Source organism: Coleofasciculus sp. A1-SPW-01, assembly GCF_040217205.1.
Taxonomy (GTDB): Bacteria; Cyanobacteriota; Cyanobacteriia; order Cyanobacteriales; family Coleofasciculaceae; genus Coleofasciculus; species Coleofasciculus chthonoplastes_A.
Genome location: NZ_JAVJNP010000141.1, coordinates 1 through 22,509 on the forward strand (window position 1 = coordinate 1; position 22,509 = coordinate 22,509).

Consider the following 22,509-nt stretch of genomic DNA (forward strand, 5'->3'; position numbering starts at 1 on the left):
GTTGTAACTCAGTGTCTAAAAATTCAAATCCTCGTTCCCAATCAATGTCCTCTTCTATGCGTGGATAGAAGAAACTCAAAAACTCCCGAAAATATAGCGAAATGCTTTCCTTCCATGGCGAATCATATTCGCTCATCTTAGTCACTCCTCAATTCTCATCCTTGCCCTGATTTAAGTTCATTTATTGTAATCCAATTTGACTGATTTTTATTGCCAGAACGACACGGAAAGAGATGCAGGGGCAAATGCTTTAGGTTCGATTGTGGGAGTGCTATTAGCTGCTGGATAAGGTTCGCTTACCTGAATTAAGGCTGGTGGGTTGAGCGAAGTCGAAACCCACCCTACTGGCTTATTTGATGAATTAGAATTACATCCAGAAACTGTAGGGACGCACCGACGTGCGCCCATAAAATCAACAGGACTCTTGCGTTCGCTTCACTATAAAAAGCGCAATCCGGGAAGCCTTGGAGGAGAAGCACACAGTCCCCTACAAAGGACAAATAACAATTTCTACTGTTAGCTTTTATTGTGTCCACCGACTGACATCATGTTTAAGGGCGCAAGCTTTGCGCCCCTACATTGAATAAAGATAACGGTAAAATCTGCCCCGATATCAATGTCAAGACGCGCCATGGCGCGTCTCTACCAGGGAATTCGGTAGAATGAACCATGAGTCCTTGTCACTCAAACACTAACCATGACCACAAATTCCCCCGTAGATTTCCAAGACGCTTTTGATGTCATCGTTGTCGGTGCTGGACATTCTGGCTGCGAAGCCGCACTCGCCGCCGCCCGTCTGGGATGTCGCACTATGCTACTTACCCTGAACTTAGATAAAATTGCTTGGCAACCCTGTAACCCCGCTGTGGGTGCGCCAGCTAAATCCCAACTCGCCCACGAGGTAGACGCCTTGGGGGGAGAAATTGGTAAAATGGCAGATCGTACCTATCTCCAGAAGCGGGTACTGAATCAGTCGCGCGGACCTGCGGTTTGGGCGTTACGGGCGCAAACCGATAAGCGGGAATATGCGGCGGTGATGAAACGGATTGTCGAGAACCAGGAGAATTTGGTTATCCGGGAAGGGATGGTGACGGATTTAGTCCTGGGTGCGAATGATCAGGTTATCGGTGTTCAGACTTATTTTGGTGTAGCATTCCAAGCCCCTGCGGTTATATTAACAACGGGAACGTTCCTGGGTGGATGTATTTGGGTGGGAAATAAGTCGATGCCCGCTGGACGCGCTGGAGAATTTGCCGCCGTGGGATTGACGGAAACTCTGAACCGACTGGGATTTGAAACCGGACGCCTGAAAACAGGAACCCCGGCGCGGGTGGATAAGCGATCGGTGGATTACAGTAAGATGGAACCTCAACCTGGGGATGAGGTGGTGTCTTGGTTCAGCTTTGACCCAGAGGTGTGGGTGGAACGGGAACAGATGAATTGTTATATTACCCGTACCACGGCAGAAACGCATCAGTTGATTCGGGAAAACCTGCATCTGTCTCCGGTTTATGGGGGTTGGGTGGATGCCAAAGGACCCCGTTATTGTCCCAGTATTGAAGATAAAATTGTCCGGTTTGCGGATAAGCAAAGCCATCAGATCTTTATTGAACCGGAAGGGCGAGACATTCCCGAACTCTATATCCAGGGATTCTCGACAGGATTACCAGAGAAGCTACAGTTGCAAATGTTGCGATCGCTCCCTGGATTAGAACACTGTACTATGCTGCGTCCGGCGTATGCGGTGGAGTATGATTATCTCCCTGCAACCCAGTGTTTTCCCACGTTAATGACCAAAAAAATTGAGGGGTTATTCTGCGCTGGACAAATTAATGGAACAACGGGGTATGAAGAAGCCGCCGCCCAGGGGATTGTGGCGGGGATTAATGCGGTACGCTATGTGCGACATCAAGAGATGTTGGTGTTCCCCCGTGAGGAAAGCTATATCGGTACATTAATTGATGATTTATGTACGAAAGATTTGCGAGAACCCTACCGGATGCTAACCAGTCGTTCCGAGTATCGGTTACTCCTGCGTTCCGATAATGCTGATCGGCGTCTGACTCCCTTGGGGCGAGAGATTGGCTTAATTGATGACCGCCGTTGGCAACTTTATACTGAAAAACAAGCCAATATTGCGGCGGAGAAGGAACGACTTCAGACTGTACGGATCAAAGAACATGAGGAATTAGGTGTTGCGATCGCGTCGGATACTCAGCAACGGATTAAGGGTTCGATTACCCTGGCTGAATTGCTGCGTCGTCCCAAATTCCACTATACCAATCTGGATCACTACGGATTAGGAAACTCCAGTCTCAATCAAGCTGAACGAGACGGCGCGGAAATCGATATCAAATACGCCGGATATCTGCAACGCCAGCAAAATCAGATTGATCAAGTGTCCCGTCAAAGCCAGCGACGATTACCCACGGATCTGGATTATGATGCCATTGAAACCTTATCCAAGGAATCTCGCGAGAAACTCTCCCAGGTTCAACCCCTGACAATTGGTCAAGCTTCTCGCATTGGTGGGGTGAACCCGGCTGATATTAATGCTTTGCTGGTGTATTTGGAAGTGCGATCGCGCTTGGGAGCAAACCGTTCAGATTCCCAAATGCCAACAGTCTCAGCCATTTCAGGCTAATTTGTTTAGTAGAGACGCGCCATGGCGCGTCTCTACAATGCATGCAACGTCTCTACTATTTCTACAATTTACAAAGAACAGGGGGTTCTATAATGCCAGATTAGATATTATTCCACCTGATGCCCAACTGAAGTAATGACTTGTTTAATCGACTCCTGAGACGCCTCAGTTTCCACGCTAACCGTCTTATTTGCCACATCAACATCGACTTTCGCTTCAGGTTCGTGAGTACGAATCCCTTCGCTAATGGTTTTGGCGCAAGCATCACAAGCAATACTCGGAACGTTGAATTTCATTGCTGCCATCGTGTAGATTTCACTCCAGTTTTTTATTCAATCTATCATTATAGCGAAGTGCTGCTTTTTGTTTTTCACTCTAAAGTATGAATTTTTCAAAAAGCTTAGGCGGACAAATTTCATTTATTTCCATGTCATCTTTTTGGCTGATTTATATCTTTTATGAAAAAATAATACCTAACAAGATTTACGATAATTGACGTAGTATTTTTTACGCTTATTGCCGTATATATTTCTAAACAAAACACCTTTGAACTGTGTCAATATATTAAGTGAAACCGTTCGTCCCACATCAATCATGCCAAAAATTTCTGCCTTATTCACCCGTCCTCAAGTGAACTCATCTGGAGAGGATTTGGACAAGAGAATTAACTCCATGAAAAAATCATCCAAATTGCAGCGATTTTTTTCCCAGAATGATATTGACGAAGCGTTAACAGAGCATAAATTTCTGGAAAAATGGATCGAGGACAATCACACAGAAGTCAACAATGCTTTACAAACTATACAATTGTCAATGAATAATCTATTCGTTGCGATAGGCTTTATCAATTCCATCGAGGCAACCCTGAGAAAAGCTGTCATTATTGCTTTTTTGCGAGATCAACAGAAGCAGAAGTGATACCATACCAAGTTGCATTCAAAGATATAACGTTCCCTCCCCCTGCTTTTCCTGCTTCCCCTGCTTCCCCTGCTTTTTGAGATGGGGAAACAGGGAACAGTGAGAACCCTCCTGCCTTCTGCCATATATTCCTGATACTCTGGCAAATTCCTGTCAAAGGAAAAAGAGAGAGTAATGGAATGTACCATGAGCGATCCCTATTTACTAGCAGCCAGTCTGCTTACCGTTGGTCCCGTATCTGCACCCCCGCCACCACCACTGGTTCCCAACCTGTTCGAGAATTTGTCGGCTTTGTTGGCTTCCGCTAAAGCTGATCACTCGCACTCCGTCGTCACTCAACCGATGATCTCTGGGGTGGAAATCCCTGGTGTTGAGTTTAGTTCATCGGTTAGTAGTGGGCACTTTAGTGCCACCACGAATCAAGCGCTTACTACTAACTCTCAACGTAACATTTCCCCTAAATCGGGAACCCAACTCTATTATCAACGATTAGCCGCATTAAATAGAGGTCAAACCTATACCCGCCTCCCGGCTGATAGTTTCCAGTCGGTTTGGAGTAAAGCGACACTGGCTAAACCCACTCATACTCAATGGAAACAGCTACTTGCAGAAGAAGCGAAAGCGATGGCGAGGGGACAGGGGAATAATCGTCTGTCTATTTTAGTGGGCGATTCCTTGAGTCTTTGGTTTCCTACAGCCAACCTACCTAGCGGTCAATTTTGGCTGAATCAGGGGATTTCTGGGGAAAACTCTAGCCAAATTCTGGAGCGACTCTCGGCTTTTTCCCAAACCCGACCCGATACAATCTATGTCATGGCTGGCACCAACGACTTGCGTCAGGGGGTTCGCGATCGCGTGATTCTCGATAATACCCGCCACATCATCCAGCGCTTACGCCAAAACCACCCACAAGCCCAAATTATTGTTCAGTCTATTTTACCCACACGATTAAGCGCTATTCCCAGCGATCGCATCCGCAACCTGAATCAACACATCGCCGCGATCGCACAGCAAGAAGGTGCAGGCTATCTTAACCTGCACCGTTTGTTTGTGAATAATCAGGGTCAAATGCAACGGGAGTTAACTACTGATGGGATTCATCTCGCCAGACGCGGCTATGCTGTGTGGCAAGAGGCTTTAAACTACGCCGATGCTTTAATTTTGGCGAGTCGTTAATTATTTGTCTTATGTCTTATGTCTTATGTCAAACAACACTCAGTCGGGGCGGGTTTAGTTACATCTAGGGTGAGATCAGAAACGATAGTTGTGAAACCCGCCCCTACCAAATCGGTTATCTGAGCGAAGCGAAGGGTCAACACTCACCACTCAACTAAACCGCCTGTCGAGACGCTAGCTTTTCCAAGGTGGCTTGGGTTTGCTGTAACAACTGCTCTCGGCTATCTACTGCTTTGGTGAGAGTCGGGACTAAATTCCGGGCTTGTAACGCCATGTGTAGCTGGAGCTGAGCCACGTACTCACTAATATCTTCATGAACAAAGTCGTTGGGGGTTTGAGCAGAACGCAAATCCAAAATGTCCTCCTTTCCTTAGGCTTGTGCTTTTCGTCAACACCTCATTGAAGGTATCATGCCTATGGCAATCGGCTCTCACTCTGTAATAAAACTGCAATAAAGTTTAAAGATTTAGGGGTTAAATGTTAAGTAATATAAACAACTCCACCGAAATATGGAAATTTTGAGCATCCTCCTATCGGCGTTACTCACGCTGGGTTCCCCTCCGGGCTTAATCATCGATCGCGTGGTGGAAAATGTCCTGAGTTCTCAATTGGAGAGAGTTGAACAGCTTGATGTGCGGATTGACAATACGCCGAATTATCGAGCTTTGCAAGGGAAACTCGAACAAGTCCGGATTGCGGGTCGAGGGTTATGGTTGACACCAGACATTCGGATTGATGTTCTAGAAGTCGAAACTGATCCGATTAATCTGGATATCAACCGTCTGAGACAGGAGGGTCAAACGTCGCCCTTAGCCTCGTTACGTCAACCGTTACAAGCAGGGGTGCGTCTGGTTTTAACCGAATCGGATCTCAACCAGATGCTTCAGTCTCCTAGAGTTGCTGCAAAATTACAACAACTCGGTAGTCGTCTCTCCAGAGATACCGCACAACGTTACCAGTTTCTCAATCCTCGATTAGAGTTGCTGGGAAATAATCGCCTGCGTTTCCAAGTGGATGCGGTGGAAGGGAATCGTCAATCCCTAGCCATCGTTGTGGAATCTGGATTGGGGATTGAAGCCGGACATCGCTTGCAACTGATTGAACCAAAAGTAACCGTTGATGGTCAAGCGCTACCGTCTCGCTTGGTTGAAGGCTTCGCCAAGGGAATAAGCGATCGCGCCAATCTCCGTAGCTTGGAAGATGCTGGGATTACGGTCAGACTCTTACAATTAGAGATAGATAATCAGGATCTACAGATAGCCGCATTTGTTCGAGCTGATGTACCGCAAGCGGACTAAACCTGCACCTCATACGTTTCCCACCTAAGGTCTGGGTAGTTTATACGTTCTGTAGGGGCGGGTTTTACCGCTAACGTTTTGGAGATAAGCCCTAACTGAACTAAACCCGCCCTTGTTAAGGAAACAGAGGGAACATTGTCAGTGAAACAATATCACATTTTTTCTTAATCCTACAAAACATTGAACGATTGGACAGGTAATAACTATGCAAAATCCACAAGATACACGTCGTATTCCCACAAGTTTGATCGCTGGTGTTTCCGTCGCCATGTTAGCCGCCGCTGGTGGAGGCGCTTGGTGGGCTTGGAATACGATTACCGCCTCACCCCCCCAATCCGAAGTGCCTACCCTCTCCCAATCGCCCCAAGACACGCCGCCCGCGACTGAACAAAAGGTTCAAGTGTATTGGGTTGATGCTGTCAATAATCAAATTGAATTGGTTCCCAGTTCCATTACTGTCGAAAATGCTGATAATCCATCTGAAGTGTTAGAGATGGCATTCCAGCAATTATTGTCTGGACCTGAACAGCAAGCGGTAGCCTCGGCAATTCCCGAAGGAACTGAGCTACGGAATCTTTCGATCAAATCTGACGGAGTGCATCTAGATCTATCTGAAGACTTTACCACAGGGGGTGGCAGTACTTCGATGCAAAGCCGCCTCGGACAAATTATCTATACAGCCACCAGCTTAGATCCGGATGCTCAAATCTGGATTAATGTGGAAGGAAAACCCCTTGAAGTCTTAGGAGGTGAAGGGTTGATCGTCGATCAACCGATGACTCGCCAAAACTTTGAAACAAACTTTCAACTTTAAGGTCAAACAACCATGATTAAAGTTTAGCCTGAGGACAAGGAAACAGGGAACGGGGAACGGGGAACAGTAAGGTTTTGACGCTTGTTAACTGAGTAAGCTGTTCGGCATTTAAACCTTAAATATCAATAATGGCGCAATCCTTGTAGTGCGTTTAGCGAAGCCATGCCGCAGGCTTTGCATCTTGCTCGCTACTAATACCCATCTTGCTCGCTACTAATACCCATCTTGCTCGCTACTAATACCCAATTTAAATGCATGACAGCTTACAGCGAACAGAATTTATGTCCCGGTACTTAGATCGCCTGTTCGGTTCAATTTTTGGACAAAAAAATTCCCCTTCTACCCTTTGTTCGTCAAAGTAAAGTTCCGAAAATGGCGGGCTTGTTGTTCGATGCGGGTAGCGAGGCGATCGCACACTAAATTACATAGGTCAAAAATCAGCTCATCTTCTACCTTGTAGTAGGCAGATGTGCCTTCAGTGCGGCGGCTAAGTATTCCCGCCTGTAGCATCACTTTCAGGTGCTTAGAGACATTTGCCTGACTCGTCTCTGTGGCTTCTACCAATTCTTGGACACATTTTTCACCTTCGCGGAGTAAATTGAGCAGGCGTAGACGCATAGGTTCACTTAAGATACTAAAATACTCAGAAACTTGTTGGACGACCTCTTGAGGGACTGTTTTTACTCTTGGCATCGGTCTAACCCGAAATTAGGTGATCATCAAATTTTAGCCTATTTTTGGTCAATTGATAACAATAGAGTAATCATCAATCCTTTACATCGCTCATTTACCCTGTATTGATCCGCATCAACGGTTGACCATATTCAATCGGTTCGCCATTTTCGACCAAAATTTCCATCACTTGTCCGGATATTTCGGCTTCAAGTTCATTCATCAACTTCATCGCTTCAATGATACAGATAGTTTGACCGACGCGAACCTGATCGCCAACTTCGACATAAGGGGTGTCATCTGGCGATGGTGCCCGATAAAATGTGCCAACCATGGGCGACTTCACCTCTTCCCATTTTGACTCCACTCCTGGAGACGGTGTAGCTGAAGCTGTTCCCGTTTGAGCCAATGGTGCTGGTTCAGGTGTGGGTGTGGAAGGGGGAGGCGGTGGGGGAGCCATTCCAGCCACCGCTGTTCCCACGCTGGACGCTACAGCGGTATCTGTTCGACTCACTGTTGAGTCGCTAGGAGGACTGGCGGATAATCCTTTACGTACCGTCAGTTCAAAGTCATCACTTTTCAATATCACTTCCGCAATATCGGTTTGAGCGATCGCGGTTAGCAGTTCACGGATTTGGTTGAAGTCTAATGGCACAACTAAATTAGGGAGATAGGAATTCTGGAAAAATTCAAGGTTAGAGTTCTACATGATACCTCAGGCAGGATTGATCACGATTTGAGCTGGGCAAAAGCGGTGTTTGGATATTCACCTTAGCTGTTGATTGATTGGTTCAGATCCATTTACTCGCGACCCAGATAGGAATCGTTACGAGTATCGATTTTAATTCGCTCGCCGACGGAAATAAACAGTGGTACCATCACTTGCGCTCCCGTAGACACCGTAGCGGGTTTAGTACCACCTGTGGCGGTATCACCTTTGACACCCGGATCAGTCTCCACAATTTCCAGCACCACGGAGTTGGGTAACTCCACTTCCAGGACTTGATCATTCCACGTCACCACATTGACTTCCATCCCTTCGGAGAGATACTTGACGCGATCGCCAATTTGCTCTTCATTGAGGCGATTTTCCTCAAAGGTTTCCATATCCATAAAGACAAATTGGTCAGCATCTTTGTAGGTATGCTGCATGGTGCGTTTTTCTAGGATGGCTTGGGGTACTGTTTCCCCAGCCCGAAAGGTTCTGTCCATGACATTCCCCGTCTGAACATTTTTCAGCTTGGTGCGGACAAAAGCCGAGCCTTTTCCAGGCTTGACGTGGAGAAACTCCACCACCCGCCACACCGATCCTTCTAAATCAATCGTGACACCCGTGCGAAAGTCGTTACTTGAAATCATTGTTCCTCAAGGGTTGGGGAATAGTGTACGCAAGATATTGTAGCTGGCATTGAGGTCAGCATTAAACGTAACGCCCACATCAGACTTGTCAAACCCCTAATTCGCGACGGCTGACGGCTTCGGCATAACTTTGGGCATAACATTCGGCACTCTATTATACCTTTGTAGAAGAACATTCCCATAGTTAATTCGGCAAGAGAGGTATTCGCGCTCGGATGTTTTGGCACGGACACCCCGTATGGCAAGATGAAGAATATCTGTTTCAATGCTGTAAGTTAGCCTCAACCTAATGGTATTCAGCCTTAGGCGATATGTTTATGCGACCTTTAAAAATTCTCAAGCTCGATTGGTGCCAACGTCTGCTCAAAACCAGTTTTGTGGCGCTGCTACTGGTGACACTCTCCGTAAGTTTAAGCGGTGCCTGGTGGAATTTTGGTAATGATCAACAACCACCTGCCCGAGAAAGTCGCTTGGCGCAAGGGAATGCGATTACTGATGGCAAAGCCCTACTGCGGTATGCTCTGCCCATTGAAAACCAAGCGGTGCGGAACGTGCAAGCAAGTCTCGAAGATATTGCCACTCAGTTACGGGGAAAGCGCTGGAGTCCGATTAACCGGGATATCACCAAAGCGGATGTAATTTTGAGCAATCGCCCGGAAAAAGTGCTGGCTGACATCCCAGAGGAGCAAAAACCGCAAGCTGAAGCGATCATTACCACCATGAAAGATGATATCGTTTCACTCCGAGAAGCAGTTGAAGCCAAGGATAAAGAAGCCGTCTGGATTGAGCGAGGCAAAATCCTTGACAAGGTGGGTGAACTGGAACGAATGATGGTCAAGGGATTTCCTTTTGAAGTCCCCTCAGAGTATAGTAATTTACCTCAACTCAAAGGTCGCGCCACGATAGAGATAGCTACGAATAAAGGGGATATGACCTTAGTCGTTGATGGCTATAGCGCCCCGGTTACGGCGGGTAACTTTGTTGATTTGGTGCAACGGGGTTTTTATGATGAGCTGGCAATTACCCGTACTGAAGACTTCTACGTGCAAACTGGTGATCCACCTGGACCTGAAGAAGGATTTATCGATCCCAAGACAGGTGAATATCGGGCTATTCCCTTTGAAGTGTTAGTCAGGGGAGATGAGGAACCCATCTATGGTATGACCTTAGAACAGGCGGGGATTTATTTAGATGAACCCGTGCTTCCTTTCTCCGCTTACGGTGCTGTCGCCATGGCGCGTCCAGGAGATGATCCCAATGGGGGTTCGTCTCAGTTCTTTTTCTTCAAGTTTGATAGTGAGTTAACCCCTCCTGGTTTTAATGTTATGGATGGGCGTTATGCGGTCTTTGGTTATGTTGTTGAGGGGAAAGACGTATTGGACAAGCTAGAACTCGGCGATATCATTGAGTCAGCTACAGTTGTTCAGGGTGCTGATAATTTGGTTGAACCCGACGTTGCAGCTTAAGTACAATGGCACGCTCAATAAGCCGTTTGGAATTGCCAAAACCCTTGATACTGAGGGGGTGACAAGGGTCTTGAAGGTACTACTGGGTGTAGGGTGTAGGGATGTAGGGTGTAAAGTGTAGGGAAAAATTGACGCTTCGACTTACCTCGACGGTCAGTGAGCCTAGTCGAACTGCGCTCGGTACAAGTCGCTCGCTTCGACTCCGCTCAGCGTCAACACCGAATTTCGACAGGACTTCGGCGTGAGCGCTTAGTCGAACGCTCAATTGCCGCGGAGTCGAGGTGTTGAACTAATCTCAGGGAGTCACCAAAAACTCTATACCCGATCTCCTCTGATGGGCTTTTGTGTTCCTTACAGAGCCAGCCCCACACCCCATACCCCACACCCTGCCTACTTTTGACGCTAGCTTGTCACCCCTTCAGCCCTTGATATCCCGTAGGGTGGGCAATGCCCACCAGCCTCATCTGAGCGTGCCATTCAGGTTAAGTTGACACTCACCCGGTTAAAACGCGGGTGATTCTTCCGTCACAGGGAGGCAGAGTTTTACATCTTCTAGGATGAAACCTTTACCCTCAGAAAGCTTACCTACCGTGTGTCCCACGGCTTGCAGTCCTTTAATTTCTATAATGCGAGCGGATGCTACATCCCGATCACATTCATACCCACAATACTGGCATTTGTGTACCCGTTGAGAGAGCTTTTTCTTACCTGTATCCTCTAAACAGTTGGGGCAAGTCTGACTTGTTCCGGCTGCGGGTACTTTCTGGAAGTACACACCCCGCTTAAAACAACATTGAGATAGGATATCGAGAAACTGACCCCACCCTGCATCTAGGCAGTGTTTAGCTAAAAAGCCTCGACCTAACGCTTTCAGGTTGAGTTGTTCGGCAAATATCATATCCGCCCAATCACAAAGGTTATGGGCTAACTCCCAATGGTAGTTTTTGCGGTGGCAAGCTATTCGCTCATGTAGTCGTGACACTTTGGCTTGTGCTTTGGCGCGATTGTTTGACCCTGGACGCTTTTTAGACACCTTCTTTTGCAGCGATTTAAGCTTGCCTTCTAGATGTTTAAATGGTCGTGGATTGGGAAACGTTCGCCCATTAGACAGGGCGGCAAAGTGCATTAAGCCGACATCTATTCCCAGTGATGTACCAGTCGGACTGATTTCAGGCGACGCCCTGAGCTTGCCGAAGGGCACATCTACTTTCCATTGTAAGGTTAACTGTACATACCAGCCGGATACCCGTCTGACGATTCGTGCTTGTTTAATAATTGCATCATCGGGAATTGGACGGGATTGGATGAATTTAACCCGCCCAATTTTAGGGAATTTGACAGATCTCCCTTGAATGGGATCTTTTCCCATTGATGGAAAAACAAATGACCGCATCCGACCCGCTTTCTTAAACCGTGGAAACCCTCGCCCATTCTCCCACATTCCCTCAAATGCCTTTTGCAAACGCTTAAGGGTTTGCTGTAGCACTTGTGAGTGTACCTGCTTAAGTGCAGGAATATTTTTTTTAGCCTGAGTGAGACTTTCGCACTGACTGGAATAGTTGGGTGCTGGTGCATCCGCTGGTATAATGTACTCGTATTTAATCGAACAAGCGTTTAGTGGAGACTTACGGGAATTTGCCCAATCTTTCCGCTCACAAAGGGCATAGTTATAGACTCGACGACATTGTTCTAGCCACTCAGCAAAAGTGGCGACTTGAGCGGTAGTTGGTTTTAGCTTAAACTCGTAAATCAGATTAAACACTTGCTCGACAATATACAATGTTTGCTAACATTATAATACACTATTAATTGAGGAGGCTTAGAAAAAATATACTCGCAACTCAAGTGGCTAGGCTGGACGCCTTGCGGCAATTGAGCTTGTCGAAATTCGGTTTCATCCCTCGGATAAATCACGAGGGAGCCTGCACCATCGCTTGTACTGTAAGGATCATCGGTTTGTTTCCTGTTCCCTATTCTCTGTTCCCTGAATATGCCAATTATTGACTTGCTATTGGTGATCACTTTAGGTGTTTTAGGTATCTTGTTCTTGCAAAAAGCCACCCGAAGTCAACAAAAGCAATTAGAGGAAACGTTTTATCAGTTATTAGAAACGGAAAATAGCTGTATTTCTCTGATTCAGTTGGCTGCAGCCGCTAGGGTTGAACCCGAAATCGCACAGCAGTATTTGGAACACCAAGTTCAGGTGTTTAATGCTATCCCAGAAGTTGATCCGGATGGAGATACCTACTATCGCTTTCCGAAACTACATCGGCGTATGAATGAATAATGAAACCCATAAATTGACAAATGAGCAATGATGTAATTAGAGATATTGGAGAACAGGGTGTTTTAAAACGATTACAGCGCTTTTGTCCCTCAGATATTGTGGGTGATGATGCGGCGATTATGCCAAATCCAGAACCGGGGCAATTATTAGTGGTGACAACCGATGTTTTAGTAGATGGAATTCATTTTAGCGATCGCACGACGTCGGCGGAAGATGTGGGTTGGCGTGCGGTGGCGGCAAATTTATCGGATTTAGCTGCAATGGGTTCATCGCCTCTGGGGATTACGGTTGGCTTGAGTCTTCCGGGTGATGTGGCGGTGAGTTGGGTTGAACGACTCTATCAAGGTATGTCTGAGTGTTTACAGCCGTATAATACGCCCATTGTCGGGGGTGATGTTTGTCAGTCTCCGGTGATTACGGTATCGATTACTGCATTTGGTCAAGTCTTACCCCAGCGCGTCATGCGGCGTTCTAATGCTAAAGTCGGCGATGCGATTGTGGTGACAGGAGTTCATGGTGGATCACGAGTTGGGTTGGAATTGTTACTTAATCCGGAATTCGGCAAAGACTTGAATGAAAAAGAGCGATCGCGTCTCATCCAAGCTCACCAACGCCCTAAACCAAGACTAGATATCTTACCTCAACTCTGGGAAAGTCTAGCCTCCCAATCTCCAATCCCCCTAACCGCAATGGATAGCAGTGATGGACTAGCGGATGCGATCGCCCAAATCTGTCGAGCGAGTGGGGTGGGGGCTGTGGTGAAACGGGATGCGATTCCTATCCCCTCCGTATTACCTCAGCTAACGTCTCCAGAACAAGTTTGGGATTGGGTTTTGTATGGGGGTGAAGACTTTGAACTGGTGTTATGTTTGTCTGAACCATTGGCTCAGGTATTTGTCGAAAAATTTGCAGCCGGATCAGCCATTATTGGTTACATTACATCCGGTAGGTCGGTTTGTCTCCGGGATAGTACAGGAAAGTATGCGGATGAATTATTAACCCTAAGTCGAGGATTTCAGCATTTTTGAAAAAATCTAGACAATTCGATTAGTTTTTGATACTATTATTTCATAGTGGGAAAATGTGCGCTCATATATATAAGCTATTTCTAATAATCTGTAAACGTTCTCTGTTTTCCATTCCTCCTTGCTACCCATTCCTAATTTAAATGCATGACAGCTTACAGGGCTTTTAAAGTAAGTTAGGTACACAGACAGATCCCCGACTTCTCTAAGAAGTCGGGGATCTTGCTTAACCTTGAACTACTCAAACCTAAGACAGCCCCCTAGTCCGCGCAGGCGGACTTTGTTTGTGTAGCAGCGATTTCAATCGCCTCCTCTTGCATGGGGTGATAAAGGCGGATGTGGTATTAATAATTGAATGATGCTCTAATCATAATCAGTATCTTCCATGTCTTTGACCGCTTCGTTGATGTCTTCTGCCATAGCCGGTCCGGACTTAGAATCTTGAGATTGCTCCATCTTTTCTTTATTCGCTGATCCTTGAACCGTATTCGTACTTTTATTCGCCTCCGCTTGTACCTGTTGCATAGAACGCGGTTCTTGTTTGACGACTTGTTCAGCCTTCTCGACTATTTCGTCTAGGGTTGTGCCACCTTTATCAGAGCCACCCACAGCCACTGCTGGCAAAGCATTTGATAAAAACAAAAATGTACACAGTGAAGCAGCAATGAGAAAACGCACTGGACGTGCAGAAAAGAGTTTTTCGCGGATAAATTGCATACTATTGATTTCCATGTAGTTCGACAGTCCATTTTACCTGTCAGATTAAACGGAATACATTCCCCTGATGTAGGATTATTTGTAACTGTGTATTTATCACCTAGGTGATAACTAAAATTATACTTAAGAGGGATGTATTCACCAAAACGGTTTAAATTTTGAGAATGATTCACCCCAATCCTGCTAAAAATCTGGGTTCTCGACGCCCTTTGGGTAAAGTTTATCTCGTCGGTGCTGGACCCGGAAGTATGGCATACCTCACCCTACGCGGGCAACAACTTCTTGGTCAAGCGGAGGTATTAGTCTATGACGCTTTAGTAGACACCCAACTTTTACAATTAGTCCCCGCAAATTGCCGCCAGTTTGATGTGGGAAAGCGGGGGGGGCGTCCCTCAACTCCACAAGCAAAGATTAATCAATTGTTGGTTGAACAATGCCAACAAGGAAAGCAAGTCGCCCGTTTAAAAAGTGGTGATCCCTTTATCTTTGGTCGGGCTACATCGGAAATTCAAGCGTTAACCGATGCCGATTGTGCCTTTGAAGTCGTACCGGGGATTTCCTCTGCCCTAGCTGCACCATTACTGGCAAATATTCCCCTGACTGATGCGGTTTTGAGTCGCTGTTTTACTGTCCTGACGGCGCATCAACCCGAAGCCTTAGACTGGGAAGCATTGGCGCGAATCGATACTCTGGCTATTTTAATGGGTGGGCGTCATTTAGCCACTATCGTTCAGCAGCTACAGCGTTATGGCAAATCCTATCAAACCCCTGTGGCGGTGATTCGGGCTTGTGGACAGACTCAGCAACAGGTTTGGGTAGGAACCCTGTCCAGTATTGTTAAGCAAACGGCGGGTGTCTCCCTGTCTCCGGTGGTGATTGTCGTGGGAGAAGTGGTAGGATTACGAGACTATTTGCGATCGCACCAACAGTTACCCGTTGAGTTTACCCCAAAACAAGAGACAATAGGCGAGGACATTAATAAACGTAGTTTCCCGCAGATGCTTCAGGGTCAAACAATCTTAGTCACTCGTTCGGCGCAACAGTCGAGTACATTTCGGGACTTGTTGGAGAAAGAAGGCGCAACGGTGATTGAAATGCCCGCCTTGGTGATTACACCGCCGTCGAGTTGGGACGCCTTAGATCAAGCCATTACTAATTTATCCGATTTTGATTGGTTAATTCTCACCTCAAGTAACGGCGTCAAGTACTTTTTTGAACGATTGCTGACACTAGGAAAAGATAGTCGTGCGTTATCCGGCGTCAAAATTGCTGTTGTGGGCAAGAAAACGGCGGCTAGTTTAAAGGAACGGGGATTACATCCAGATTTTATTCCCCCAGATTTTGTCGCCGATTCTCTAGTTGAACATTTTCCGGAACCCTTGGCGGAACAAACTATCCTGTTCCCGCGTGTAGAAACTGGGGGACGAGAGGTTTTAGTCAAAGACTTAACTGCCCAGGGTGCTACTATTGTGGAAGTAGCAGCCTATCAGTCAACCTGTCCAGGGGAAATAGCACCCCCAGCTGCGGCAGCGTTGCAAAATCATACCGTCAATATTATTACCTTTGCCAGTTCTAAAACCGTCAAAAATTTTAGGAAGCTTTTGGACAAAAACAGTAATCATCCACTCTCGCTTTTGGAAAATGTCTGTATTGCCTCCATTGGTCCAGAAACCTCTAAAACCTGTCAACAACTCTTAGGACGAGTGGATGTAGAGGCGCAACAGTATACCTTAGAAGGGTTAACCCAAGCCATTGTACAATGGGTAAATCAAACATAAATTGCATTCTGGAAACCGCAGCCGCACTAATTGCCATAATTTGCCAGAGATTCAACGCCCCCAGCAAACCGCTTACAGGCGTCCAAACACGACGGGATAGGAATTTCCGTCGGTTGTAATTGAATCAACGTACCGCAATTGGCGACGGAATATAGCTTCTAATGCTACCCTGAACGAAAAAGTCAGCAGCAGCCATGATGACAGAGCCAGAACTCGAACAGACGACAGCAACACCTGAAACACCTGACACACCTAAAAAGCCTGAAACACCTGAACCACCTGAAACATCGGATACATCTGAAACACCTGAACCCCCTGAAACATCGGATACATCTGAAACACCTGAAACATCTGACACTCCTGAAACATCTGACACTCCTAAGGAGGAAACAAAGGAATCAGAAAATGATGGAATTATCTTCCAAGCGATTGGAATCGTCGTCGGTGATGTTAGCTGGTCAGACGAGGGGCGGGCTATGCTTACTATGGCGGGTCGAGACTATCCCTTGTTTTATACATCTCGATTACGCAAGGCTTTCAACGCTCTGAAACTGGAAATCAAAAACACTGGCGAAGCGACTCAACGATTAATCGTTTATCCCAGAGTCACCCACTTTCCTCAGCGCACCAAGTCGCATCAGATTTCCTTTCAGTTGGTAGGATTCTCGAAAGGAGAACCCGATGGTGTTGCGGCACAATTGGACGATTTTGAGTTTCAGCTTCGTGGCTTGTGGCAATTTATACCTGTTTGTCGAGGACCCGTTGTCTCGATTTTCCGTAATTTCAATCGCGATCGCTTAGATTATATCAAGCAAGCTGAACCCGCGCAAAAGGTGAGATTTATGAAGGCGTCTCACCTACCGTTGATGTGGAAAGATTCTCCGGTTAAGCCGTTCCGATTCAATCCCAAAACCCCCAAAGAGGAGCAAGGACATCCGGCATTTATTCAAGTCAAGGCTAAATTTTTGCCCACTCGGAATCTTTTTGAGTTTGATGCTCTGTTAGCACCACCCTTGGATAAAGCACCTAAGTTTTTGAAGGCGTCGAAGGCGGATAAGACAGCCGTACAGCAGGAGAAACGGCAGAATAAGTCACCGCAGAAGCCGAGTACGGGAAGGCAGAAGCCAGAAGGTAAAGAACAGCAGTCAGAAGGCACAGAGCAGAAGCCGAGTATAAAACGGCAGAAGCCATACAAAAAGCCGAAGGTAGAAACGAAAGAGCAACAGCCTAGTACAGATGAGCAGAAGCCAGAAGCCAAAGAGCCGAAGGTAGAAACGAAAGAGCAACAGCCTAGTACAGATGAGCAGAAGCCAGAAGCCAAAGAACAGAAACCTACGACAGAGGAGCAGAAGCTAGAAGCCAACAAGCCGAAGCCAAGTAAAGTTAGGAAGAGAGTAAAAGCCAAGGAGCAGAAGCCAGAGGACAAAACCGAATAAGGTTTGCTGAATAAGTGTTGTGGTGAGGGGGAGCTCTTGAAGCAATGTAGAGACGTAGCATGCTACGTCTCTTAGCTGGGGGAGCAATGGTACATTTTCGGTGATTCTATCGCCATAGTTGTTATAGATAGTCTCACATTTCCTTGAAGATGAACAACTTTCTCTACGGCTCAAAGCATTGATGGCTATTGATAGAACTGTTCGTCAGTTAAGGGAATGGTGTCTAAATTTAAGGTTACAGTGTTCATAGCTATGCCCAAACTTAAATCATATTTCAAATTCCATATCTTTATAAATAGGCAGATAAAGTTAAGCTAAATCCCGGTAATAGGGTTTCCCCCGATAATTCTGTCGGCAGATTTCGCATTTCTACTGGCTGTCCCCAGCGATAAATTTCCACTTGTCGCTGTTGAGGATTAATTAACCATGCCAATTGCACTCCAGCATCCATATACTCTTGCATTTTGTCACGTAACGGTTGCAAATCGTCTGTGGCTGACCTTAATTCGATGACAAAATCCGGTGCAATCGGGGGGAATTTGCGCCGTTGTTCAGGCGTTAGCGCTTCCCAGCGTTCTCGGCGAATCCAAGCGGCATCTGGGGAACGTTTCGCGCCATTGGGTAACTTAAATATTGTGGAGGAACTGAAGGTATAACCTAGGGCAGTTTGTCGGTTCCAGAGTCCTAAATCGATAATTAATTCAGCTTCTCGATTTCCACTTTCTCCGCCAACGGGTGGCATAATAATTAATTCTCCATTCGCCGTCGTTTCAAAGTTAAACTCGCGATTATTTTGACATAATTGATAGAACTGTTCGTCGGTTAAAAGAATTGTATCTAAATTTAAGGTTACAGTATTCATGGTCTTTGCACTCGCTTAAATTAAATTTAAACTTCCCTATCATTGAATCTACAAATAGGCAGATAAAGTTAAGCTAAATCCTGGTAATAGGGTTTCACCCGATAATTCTGTCGGCAGATTTCGTATTTCTACTGGCTGTCCCCAGCGATAAATTTCCACTTGCTGTTGTTGGGGATTAATTAACCATGCCAATTGTACCCCAGCATCCATGTATTCTTGCATTTTGTCACGTAGCCGTTGCAAATCGTCGGTGGCTGACCTTAATTCGATGACAAAATCGGGTGCAATCGGGGGAAATTTGCGCCGTTGTTCAGGGGGGAGCGCTTCCCAGCGTTCTCGGCGAATCCAAGCGGCATCTGGGGAACGTTTCGCGCCATTGGGTAACTTAAATATTGTGGAGGAACTGAAGGTATAACCTAGGGCAGATTGCCGATTCCAGATGACCAAATCGGCAATCAGTTCAGATTCTCGATTTCCACTTTCTCCGCCAACGGGTGGCATAATAATTAATTCTCCATTCGCCGTTGTTTCAAAATTAAACTCGCGGTTATTTTGACATAATTGATAGAATTGTTCGTCGGTTAAGGGAATGGTGTCTAAATTTAAGGTTACAGTATTCATGAGCTTTACCCAATATTATCAGTCTAGTAATAGCAGTTATAACATCTGTACAAAGTCATAACACCTCTCGCTTTCTTCCCGCCAGGGATTCTAATTCCTGGCTAAACGCTTAAGTCGAATGGCACAGACTTAAGGCTGGTGGGCAGTGCCCACCCTACGGTATATCACGAATAAACTGATGTGCATTTAAATGATGTATTCTCTGTTCCCTGTTCCCTGTTCTCCGTTCCCTTTGTCTACCCTGATTTCCACATCTAAAAGGCATTATTGAATAGATGCCACAACGCCTAAACTTTCATTCGCCAGTCTGTCTACAGCACACACCGCATAGGTTCCCGGTGCTAATTCTGCCTCGGTTATCTCCTCTGGCAAAATTTTGTGCAGTGTCCAGTTTTCGCCTTGCTGCTGATACACTGTCCAAGAGCGAATCTTGGCGTTAATCGCTGCATTCCAAATTAGCTTATTTCCAATCACTCTCACCCGAACCGGAATCGCTGGCGGTGTATCACTCAGCCACGACATGGTTGGAGATAAGGCGGGTTGATTATAAACAGACGCTTGGAACTTTTCAACCACTCCAAAACGATTTTCATTAAAGACTTTCATGTTATAAAAGATATTGCCCAGGGAGAGTTTGGTGGCAAGGTTGCGGGTAATATCAACTTGTCGTTCATATTCCAAAAATGACCAGTCCTTATCATCCAACATACTTAACCGATTGCCGGGATAAATATGGCGCTGTTTCGGGTTATTATCAGTCCACCATTCCAGGAGAACGGGATAACTTTGGGCTGGGGGGTCAATACGCCAGTACAATTGCGGGGCGATATAATCAATCCATCCTGCTTCTAACCATTTTTTCGGGTCAGCATACAGGGATTCATATTGATCTAATCCTTTAATTTGAGGCGGTTGTCCGGGACGATAAATGCCAAAGGGACTAATACCAAATTTAACCTGTTTTTTTGTCGCCTGTATCCCTTTATAAAGGCGCTGAACCATTTGATTGACATTTTCCCGCCGCCAATCGCTTAGGCTAAGGGTACCACCTTCGGCTTGATAAGCATTGTATGTTTTATCATCGGGGAAGTCTTCCCCCGCGATGGGATAGGGATAAAAATAATCATCTAAATGAATGCCATCGACATCGTAACGCCGCACCACATCCATGATTACGTTATAGGTTAAATCTTGAACTACTTTCACCCCAGGGTCCATCCACTGCTGATTGCCATATTTATACACATATTCGGGATGAGTGACGCTAATGTGAGGGGCGACACTGGCGGAACTGTGGGAAGAGGTTTTGGCGCGGTAGGGATTAAACCAGGCGTGGAGTTCAATATTGCGCTGATGACAAGCCGCGATCGCAAACTCTAAAGGGTCATAATAAGGATCGGGAGCTTGACCTTGTACTCCAGTAAGCCATTCACTCCAGGGTTCTAACTCAGAGGCATAAAAGGCATCACCTGTAGGTCGAACTTGTAAGATTAACGCATTTAACTGAAGTTCCGCCATGCGGTCAATAATTTGTAATAGTTCCCGTTGCTGTTGGGCGACAGACAAGCCTCGTTGGGGGGGCCAATCAATGTTCCAGACAGTAGCCACCCACACCCCGCGAAACTCCCGTTGATGGCTCAGTTTCAGGGTTTGCTGGCGCACGATAATATAGTCTGAACCAATGGCGTCAAGTCTCCCAGTATAGACTAACGCCTGGTAAATAAACGCCGCAACATCCGCACGAGTGGCGGCTTTGAGGGGATTGAAGCGCTTAAGCTGGGGATAATTCACCACCATTCCCGTATTGGTTGCGATCGCAATCCGATCAATAGCATAGTTGGGAATCTCACCAAAATCATCATAGAGTTCCGGTAGGGCGGCTTTCACTTCCGTTAATCCAGCAGTAGTTATCTCCAATCCCGTGATCAGAGACACCAACACCTCCACTCTGGCTATACTCGCCTCTGGGCGAAACCGATTTCCCGGATACCCTGACATAAACCCAGTTTGATACGCCCTAGCAATCGCCCCAATTGCCCAATGTTTGCTGGGAACATCCACAAAGGGAACATTCGGGCGTTTACTCGGTTTAGCAAAAGCATTCTGCAACAACGCCGCAAACTGCGCCCGACTCATGGGATCATCGGGACGAAAACGCCCATCCGGAAAGCCACTAATCATACCCACCTGGGCTAACCCTTCAATAAAAGAACGCGCCCAGTGGTTTTGGATATCGGGGAAACGGGGAGTTGATGCTGCCATGAGGATTGGTAACCTAGCTAAGTAGTTGGACTTTCATTAAAGTTAACGGTAGGGATCATCATTTGTCATTCGTCATACTCGAAGAGCGAGAAGCAAGCTACGTCATTTGTCATTTGTAAGGATTTAAGGCGGGTTTACCAAACTTAATTTAGTTGAGTTTATTTCCACTAACCTAGTTAAATAACACTGATTGAGTAGGCACGAATATTTTAATCGACGGTGGCAATGGTTAAACGATGGTGCAAAGCCTGACAGATAAGCATTCTATCAAAGGGATCACGGTGTAATAAAGGCAGCTTGATAAGTTGAGCAACACTATCCTCATCAAGACTCAGGCTAGCAATTTGATGGCGAACCCGCTGTTGTGGTAAATAGATTTCGGGTGACTGCGGCAGAGTTAGCTTGTTTAGCTGATATAGGACTTACGCAAAGCCCCTATGTGTAGGGTGTGTTAGCGTAGCGTAACGCACCTTTCCCACTTAAGCATTTGGGGAGCATCAAAACCCTTGATATATCGTAGGGTGGGTTGAGCGAAGTCGAAACCCACCAGCCTTAAGCCAATAAAAAGGAGAACAAAAGCGAACTTCCATAAAAACTCAAGCAAATTTCATTAAATCCATACTTGTGTCATCTTGTCAAGACATAAGATTTCATCAGTTGACCGTTAATTAAGTTGCCATTTATTATTTGCCCGTAATGGATCACTGACTTTAGTTTAGGTCAAGGAGACAAACTGGGTTTAACCAACGGTGTCACCTTTAACGATTTGTTCTTCCAAGGGAACGAGATTCGGTACAACGGTCAAACCTTAGCTATGTTGAGTGGAATTAATACATCAACGCTGACTGAAGACGCTTTTGTATCCATTTAGTCACCATTGTAGAGACGCGCCATGGCGCGTCTCTACATATTGGATTGATGTTTGCTGAATAAAAACCACCAAAGTTCTGCACCAATTAATACAACTCCCCCTAAAGTAACACTCACTTTCAGGAGTAACGGTTGCTCAATTTTGCTAAATTGACTCGTTTTCTGGGACGGATGTTCTGATAGTTTAGCCGTAGCTGGATTAACAGCAACTCCGAATATAAGTCCTAAACTAATCAGATAGGCTAAGATTTTAGGTTTAGTTGCCATTGGTTTGATTCCTCCTCAAGGGTAGTAAAGGGCGACC

At 46.1% G+C, this 22,509-nt stretch carries 21 protein-coding genes and 1 pseudogene; 10 read left to right on the forward strand and 12 right to left on the reverse strand.

What is annotated here, in order from left to right; genetic code table 11:
• Positions 1 to 697 precede the first annotated feature (697 nt).
• A complete protein-coding gene (mnmG, locus tag RH949_RS21455; RefSeq protein ID WP_446355997.1) occupies positions 698 to 2,644 on the forward strand; it encodes a tRNA uridine-5-carboxymethylaminomethyl(34) synthesis enzyme MnmG in 1,947 nt (648 codons plus the stop codon).
• Between the two features lie 107 nt (positions 2,645 to 2,751).
• Here mnmG and RH949_RS21460 read toward each other — a convergent pair whose 3' ends face one another.
• Positions 2,752 to 2,940 (reverse strand): heavy-metal-associated domain-containing protein, encoded by a 189-nt coding sequence (locus tag RH949_RS21460; RefSeq protein ID WP_006103988.1) that lies wholly within the window; start codon positions 2,938 to 2,940, stop codon positions 2,752 to 2,754.
• Positions 2,941 to 3,190: 250 nt separating this feature from the next.
• On the opposite strand from RH949_RS21460, the gene RH949_RS21465 reads away from it, so the two are divergent.
• Together RH949_RS21465 and RH949_RS21470 are read left to right on the forward strand one after the other, a co-directional pair.
• Positions 3,191 to 3,562: a hypothetical protein gene (locus RH949_RS21465; protein ID WP_006103903.1), complete on the forward strand. Its 372-nt coding sequence runs from the start codon at positions 3,191 to 3,193 to the stop codon at positions 3,560 to 3,562.
• 186 nt (positions 3,563 to 3,748) lie between these two features.
• Positions 3,749 to 4,738 (forward strand): GDSL-type esterase/lipase family protein, encoded by a 990-nt coding sequence (locus RH949_RS21470; RefSeq protein ID WP_446355999.1) that lies wholly within the window; start codon positions 3,749 to 3,751, stop codon positions 4,736 to 4,738.
• A 154-nt stretch (positions 4,739 to 4,892) separates the two neighbouring features.
• Here the strand turns inward: RH949_RS21470 and RH949_RS21475 are convergent, their stop codons facing one another.
• Positions 4,893 to 5,093: a hypothetical protein gene (locus RH949_RS21475; RefSeq protein ID WP_006103978.1), complete on the reverse strand. Its 201-nt coding sequence runs from the start codon at positions 5,091 to 5,093 to the stop codon at positions 4,893 to 4,895.
• A gap of 154 nt (positions 5,094 to 5,247) precedes the next feature.
• On the opposite strand from RH949_RS21475, the gene RH949_RS21480 reads away from it, so the two are divergent.
• Entirely contained in the window at positions 5,248 to 6,036 is a 789-nt protein-coding gene (locus RH949_RS21480; RefSeq protein WP_446356001.1) for an LmeA family phospholipid-binding protein, read from the forward strand.
• 205 nt (positions 6,037 to 6,241) lie between these two features.
• Positions 6,242 to 6,850, forward strand: coding sequence for a GerMN domain-containing protein (locus RH949_RS21485; protein WP_446356003.1), 609 nt, complete (start codon positions 6,242 to 6,244; stop codon positions 6,848 to 6,850).
• 339 nt (positions 6,851 to 7,189) lie between these two features.
• On the opposite strand, the gene RH949_RS21490 is transcribed toward RH949_RS21485, so the two are convergent.
• From RH949_RS21490 to efp, 3 genes are all read right to left on the reverse strand, one after another.
• Entirely contained in the window at positions 7,190 to 7,543 is a 354-nt protein-coding gene (locus tag RH949_RS21490; RefSeq protein WP_044209635.1) for an ArsR/SmtB family transcription factor, read from the reverse strand.
• 94 nt (positions 7,544 to 7,637) lie between these two features.
• On the reverse strand, positions 7,638 to 8,177 hold the full coding sequence (accB, locus tag RH949_RS21495; protein WP_446356006.1) for an acetyl-CoA carboxylase biotin carboxyl carrier protein: 540 nt from the start codon (positions 8,175 to 8,177) through the stop codon (positions 7,638 to 7,640).
• Between the two features lie 146 nt (positions 8,178 to 8,323).
• The gene (gene efp / locus RH949_RS21500; RefSeq protein WP_006103982.1) at positions 8,324 to 8,881 is read right to left on the reverse strand and encodes an elongation factor P; all 558 of its coding nucleotides are present in this window, start codon (positions 8,879 to 8,881) and stop codon (positions 8,324 to 8,326) included.
• 317 nt (positions 8,882 to 9,198) lie between these two features.
• Here efp and RH949_RS21505 point away from each other — a divergent pair, with 317 nt between their 5' ends.
• Complete coding sequence (locus tag RH949_RS21505; RefSeq protein WP_006103902.1) at positions 9,199 to 10,347, forward strand: peptidylprolyl isomerase; 1,149 nt, start codon at positions 9,199 to 9,201, stop codon at positions 10,345 to 10,347.
• A gap of 502 nt (positions 10,348 to 10,849) precedes the next feature.
• On the opposite strand, the gene RH949_RS21510 is transcribed toward RH949_RS21505, so the two are convergent.
• Positions 10,850 to 12,109 carry an RNA-guided endonuclease InsQ/TnpB family protein gene (locus RH949_RS21510; protein ID WP_044209638.1) on the reverse strand — a complete coding sequence of 420 codons (1,260 nt, stop codon included), beginning with the start codon at positions 12,107 to 12,109 and terminating at the stop codon, positions 10,850 to 10,852.
• Between the two features lie 228 nt (positions 12,110 to 12,337).
• Between RH949_RS21510 and RH949_RS21515 the strand changes: the two genes are divergently transcribed.
• Both RH949_RS21515 and thiL read left to right on the forward strand, forming a co-directional pair.
• The gene (locus RH949_RS21515) at positions 12,338 to 12,634 is read left to right on the forward strand and encodes a hypothetical protein (RefSeq protein WP_006103918.1); all 297 of its coding nucleotides are present in this window, start codon (positions 12,338 to 12,340) and stop codon (positions 12,632 to 12,634) included.
• Between the two features lie 20 nt (positions 12,635 to 12,654).
• Positions 12,655 to 13,662 (forward strand): thiamine-phosphate kinase, encoded by a 1,008-nt coding sequence (thiL, locus tag RH949_RS21520; protein WP_446356009.1) that lies wholly within the window; start codon positions 12,655 to 12,657, stop codon positions 13,660 to 13,662.
• Between the two features lie 360 nt (positions 13,663 to 14,022).
• Here the strand turns inward: thiL and RH949_RS21525 are convergent, their stop codons facing one another.
• Positions 14,023 to 14,391, reverse strand: a complete 369-nt coding sequence (locus tag RH949_RS21525; protein ID WP_006103906.1) for a hypothetical protein — start codon at positions 14,389 to 14,391, stop codon at positions 14,023 to 14,025.
• Between the two features lie 149 nt (positions 14,392 to 14,540).
• Here RH949_RS21525 and cobA point away from each other — a divergent pair, with 149 nt between their 5' ends.
• Together cobA and RH949_RS21535 are read left to right on the forward strand one after the other, a co-directional pair.
• Entirely contained in the window at positions 14,541 to 16,154 is a 1,614-nt protein-coding gene (gene cobA, locus RH949_RS21530; protein ID WP_446356011.1) for a uroporphyrinogen-III C-methyltransferase, read from the forward strand.
• A gap of 194 nt (positions 16,155 to 16,348) precedes the next feature.
• The gene (locus RH949_RS21535) at positions 16,349 to 17,590 is read left to right on the forward strand and encodes a hypothetical protein (RefSeq protein ID WP_446356013.1); all 1,242 of its coding nucleotides are present in this window, start codon (positions 16,349 to 16,351) and stop codon (positions 17,588 to 17,590) included.
• 289 nt (positions 17,591 to 17,879) lie between these two features.
• Here RH949_RS21535 and RH949_RS21540 read toward each other — a convergent pair whose 3' ends face one another.
• The 5 genes and pseudogenes from RH949_RS21540 to RH949_RS21560 all read right to left on the reverse strand — a co-directional run bounded on the left by RH949_RS21540 (position 17,880) and on the right by RH949_RS21560 (position 22,472).
• Positions 17,880 to 18,452 carry a Uma2 family endonuclease gene (locus tag RH949_RS21540; RefSeq protein WP_446356015.1) on the reverse strand — a complete coding sequence of 191 codons (573 nt, stop codon included), beginning with the start codon at positions 18,450 to 18,452 and terminating at the stop codon, positions 17,880 to 17,882.
• 48 nt (positions 18,453 to 18,500) lie between these two features.
• Positions 18,501 to 19,073, reverse strand: coding sequence for a Uma2 family endonuclease (locus tag RH949_RS21545; protein WP_446356017.1), 573 nt, complete (start codon positions 19,071 to 19,073; stop codon positions 18,501 to 18,503).
• Between the two features lie 264 nt (positions 19,074 to 19,337).
• Positions 19,338 to 21,335, reverse strand: coding sequence for a glycoside hydrolase family 10 protein (locus tag RH949_RS21550; RefSeq protein WP_446356019.1), 1,998 nt, complete (start codon positions 21,333 to 21,335; stop codon positions 19,338 to 19,340).
• Between the two features lie 209 nt (positions 21,336 to 21,544).
• Positions 21,545 to 21,757, reverse strand: a pseudogene (locus RH949_RS21555) (type II toxin-antitoxin system VapC family toxin); the annotation flags it as partial.
• A 481-nt stretch (positions 21,758 to 22,238) separates the two neighbouring features.
• Positions 22,239 to 22,472: a hypothetical protein gene (locus tag RH949_RS21560; RefSeq protein ID WP_006103972.1), complete on the reverse strand. Its 234-nt coding sequence runs from the start codon at positions 22,470 to 22,472 to the stop codon at positions 22,239 to 22,241.
• Positions 22,473 to 22,509: the final 37 nt, after the last annotated feature.

Excerpts from the sequence above, each read along its gene's own strand:
- RH949_RS21540 (WP_446356015.1), bottom strand. The coding sequence starts at position 18,452 with ATGAATACTGTAACCTTAAATTTAGATACAATTCTTTTAACCGACGAA.
- RH949_RS21485 (WP_446356003.1), top strand. The coding sequence starts at position 6,242 with ATGCAAAATCCACAAGATACACGTCGTATTCCCACAAGTTTGATCGCT.
- RH949_RS21460 (WP_006103988.1), bottom strand. The coding sequence starts at position 2,940 with ATGAAATTCAACGTTCCGAGTATTGCTTGTGATGCTTGCGCCAAAACC.
- RH949_RS21480 (WP_446356001.1), top strand. The coding sequence starts at position 5,248 with ATGGAAATTTTGAGCATCCTCCTATCGGCGTTACTCACGCTGGGTTCC.
- RH949_RS21470 (WP_446355999.1), top strand. The coding sequence starts at position 3,749 with ATGAGCGATCCCTATTTACTAGCAGCCAGTCTGCTTACCGTTGGTCCC.
- RH949_RS21550 (WP_446356019.1), bottom strand. The coding sequence starts at position 21,335 with ATGGCAGCATCAACTCCCCGTTTCCCCGATATCCAAAACCACTGGGCG.
- RH949_RS21535 (WP_446356013.1), top strand. The coding sequence starts at position 16,349 with ATGATGACAGAGCCAGAACTCGAACAGACGACAGCAACACCTGAAACA.
- RH949_RS21545 (WP_446356017.1), bottom strand. The coding sequence starts at position 19,073 with ATGAATACTGTAACCTTAAATTTAGACACCATTCCCTTAACCGACGAA.
- RH949_RS21560 (WP_006103972.1), bottom strand. The coding sequence starts at position 22,472 with ATGGCAACTAAACCTAAAATCTTAGCCTATCTGATTAGTTTAGGACTT.
- RH949_RS21515 (WP_006103918.1), top strand. The coding sequence starts at position 12,338 with ATGCCAATTATTGACTTGCTATTGGTGATCACTTTAGGTGTTTTAGGT.
- RH949_RS21525 (WP_006103906.1), bottom strand. The coding sequence starts at position 14,391 with ATGGAAATCAATAGTATGCAATTTATCCGCGAAAAACTCTTTTCTGCA.
- mnmG (WP_446355997.1), top strand. The coding sequence starts at position 698 with ATGACCACAAATTCCCCCGTAGATTTCCAAGACGCTTTTGATGTCATC.
- cobA (WP_446356011.1), top strand. The coding sequence starts at position 14,541 with ATGATTCACCCCAATCCTGCTAAAAATCTGGGTTCTCGACGCCCTTTG.
- RH949_RS21505 (WP_006103902.1), top strand. The coding sequence starts at position 9,199 with ATGCGACCTTTAAAAATTCTCAAGCTCGATTGGTGCCAACGTCTGCTC.
- efp (WP_006103982.1), bottom strand. The coding sequence starts at position 8,881 with ATGATTTCAAGTAACGACTTTCGCACGGGTGTCACGATTGATTTAGAA.
- RH949_RS21490 (WP_044209635.1), bottom strand. The coding sequence starts at position 7,543 with ATGCCAAGAGTAAAAACAGTCCCTCAAGAGGTCGTCCAACAAGTTTCT.
- thiL (WP_446356009.1), top strand. The coding sequence starts at position 12,655 with ATGAGCAATGATGTAATTAGAGATATTGGAGAACAGGGTGTTTTAAAA.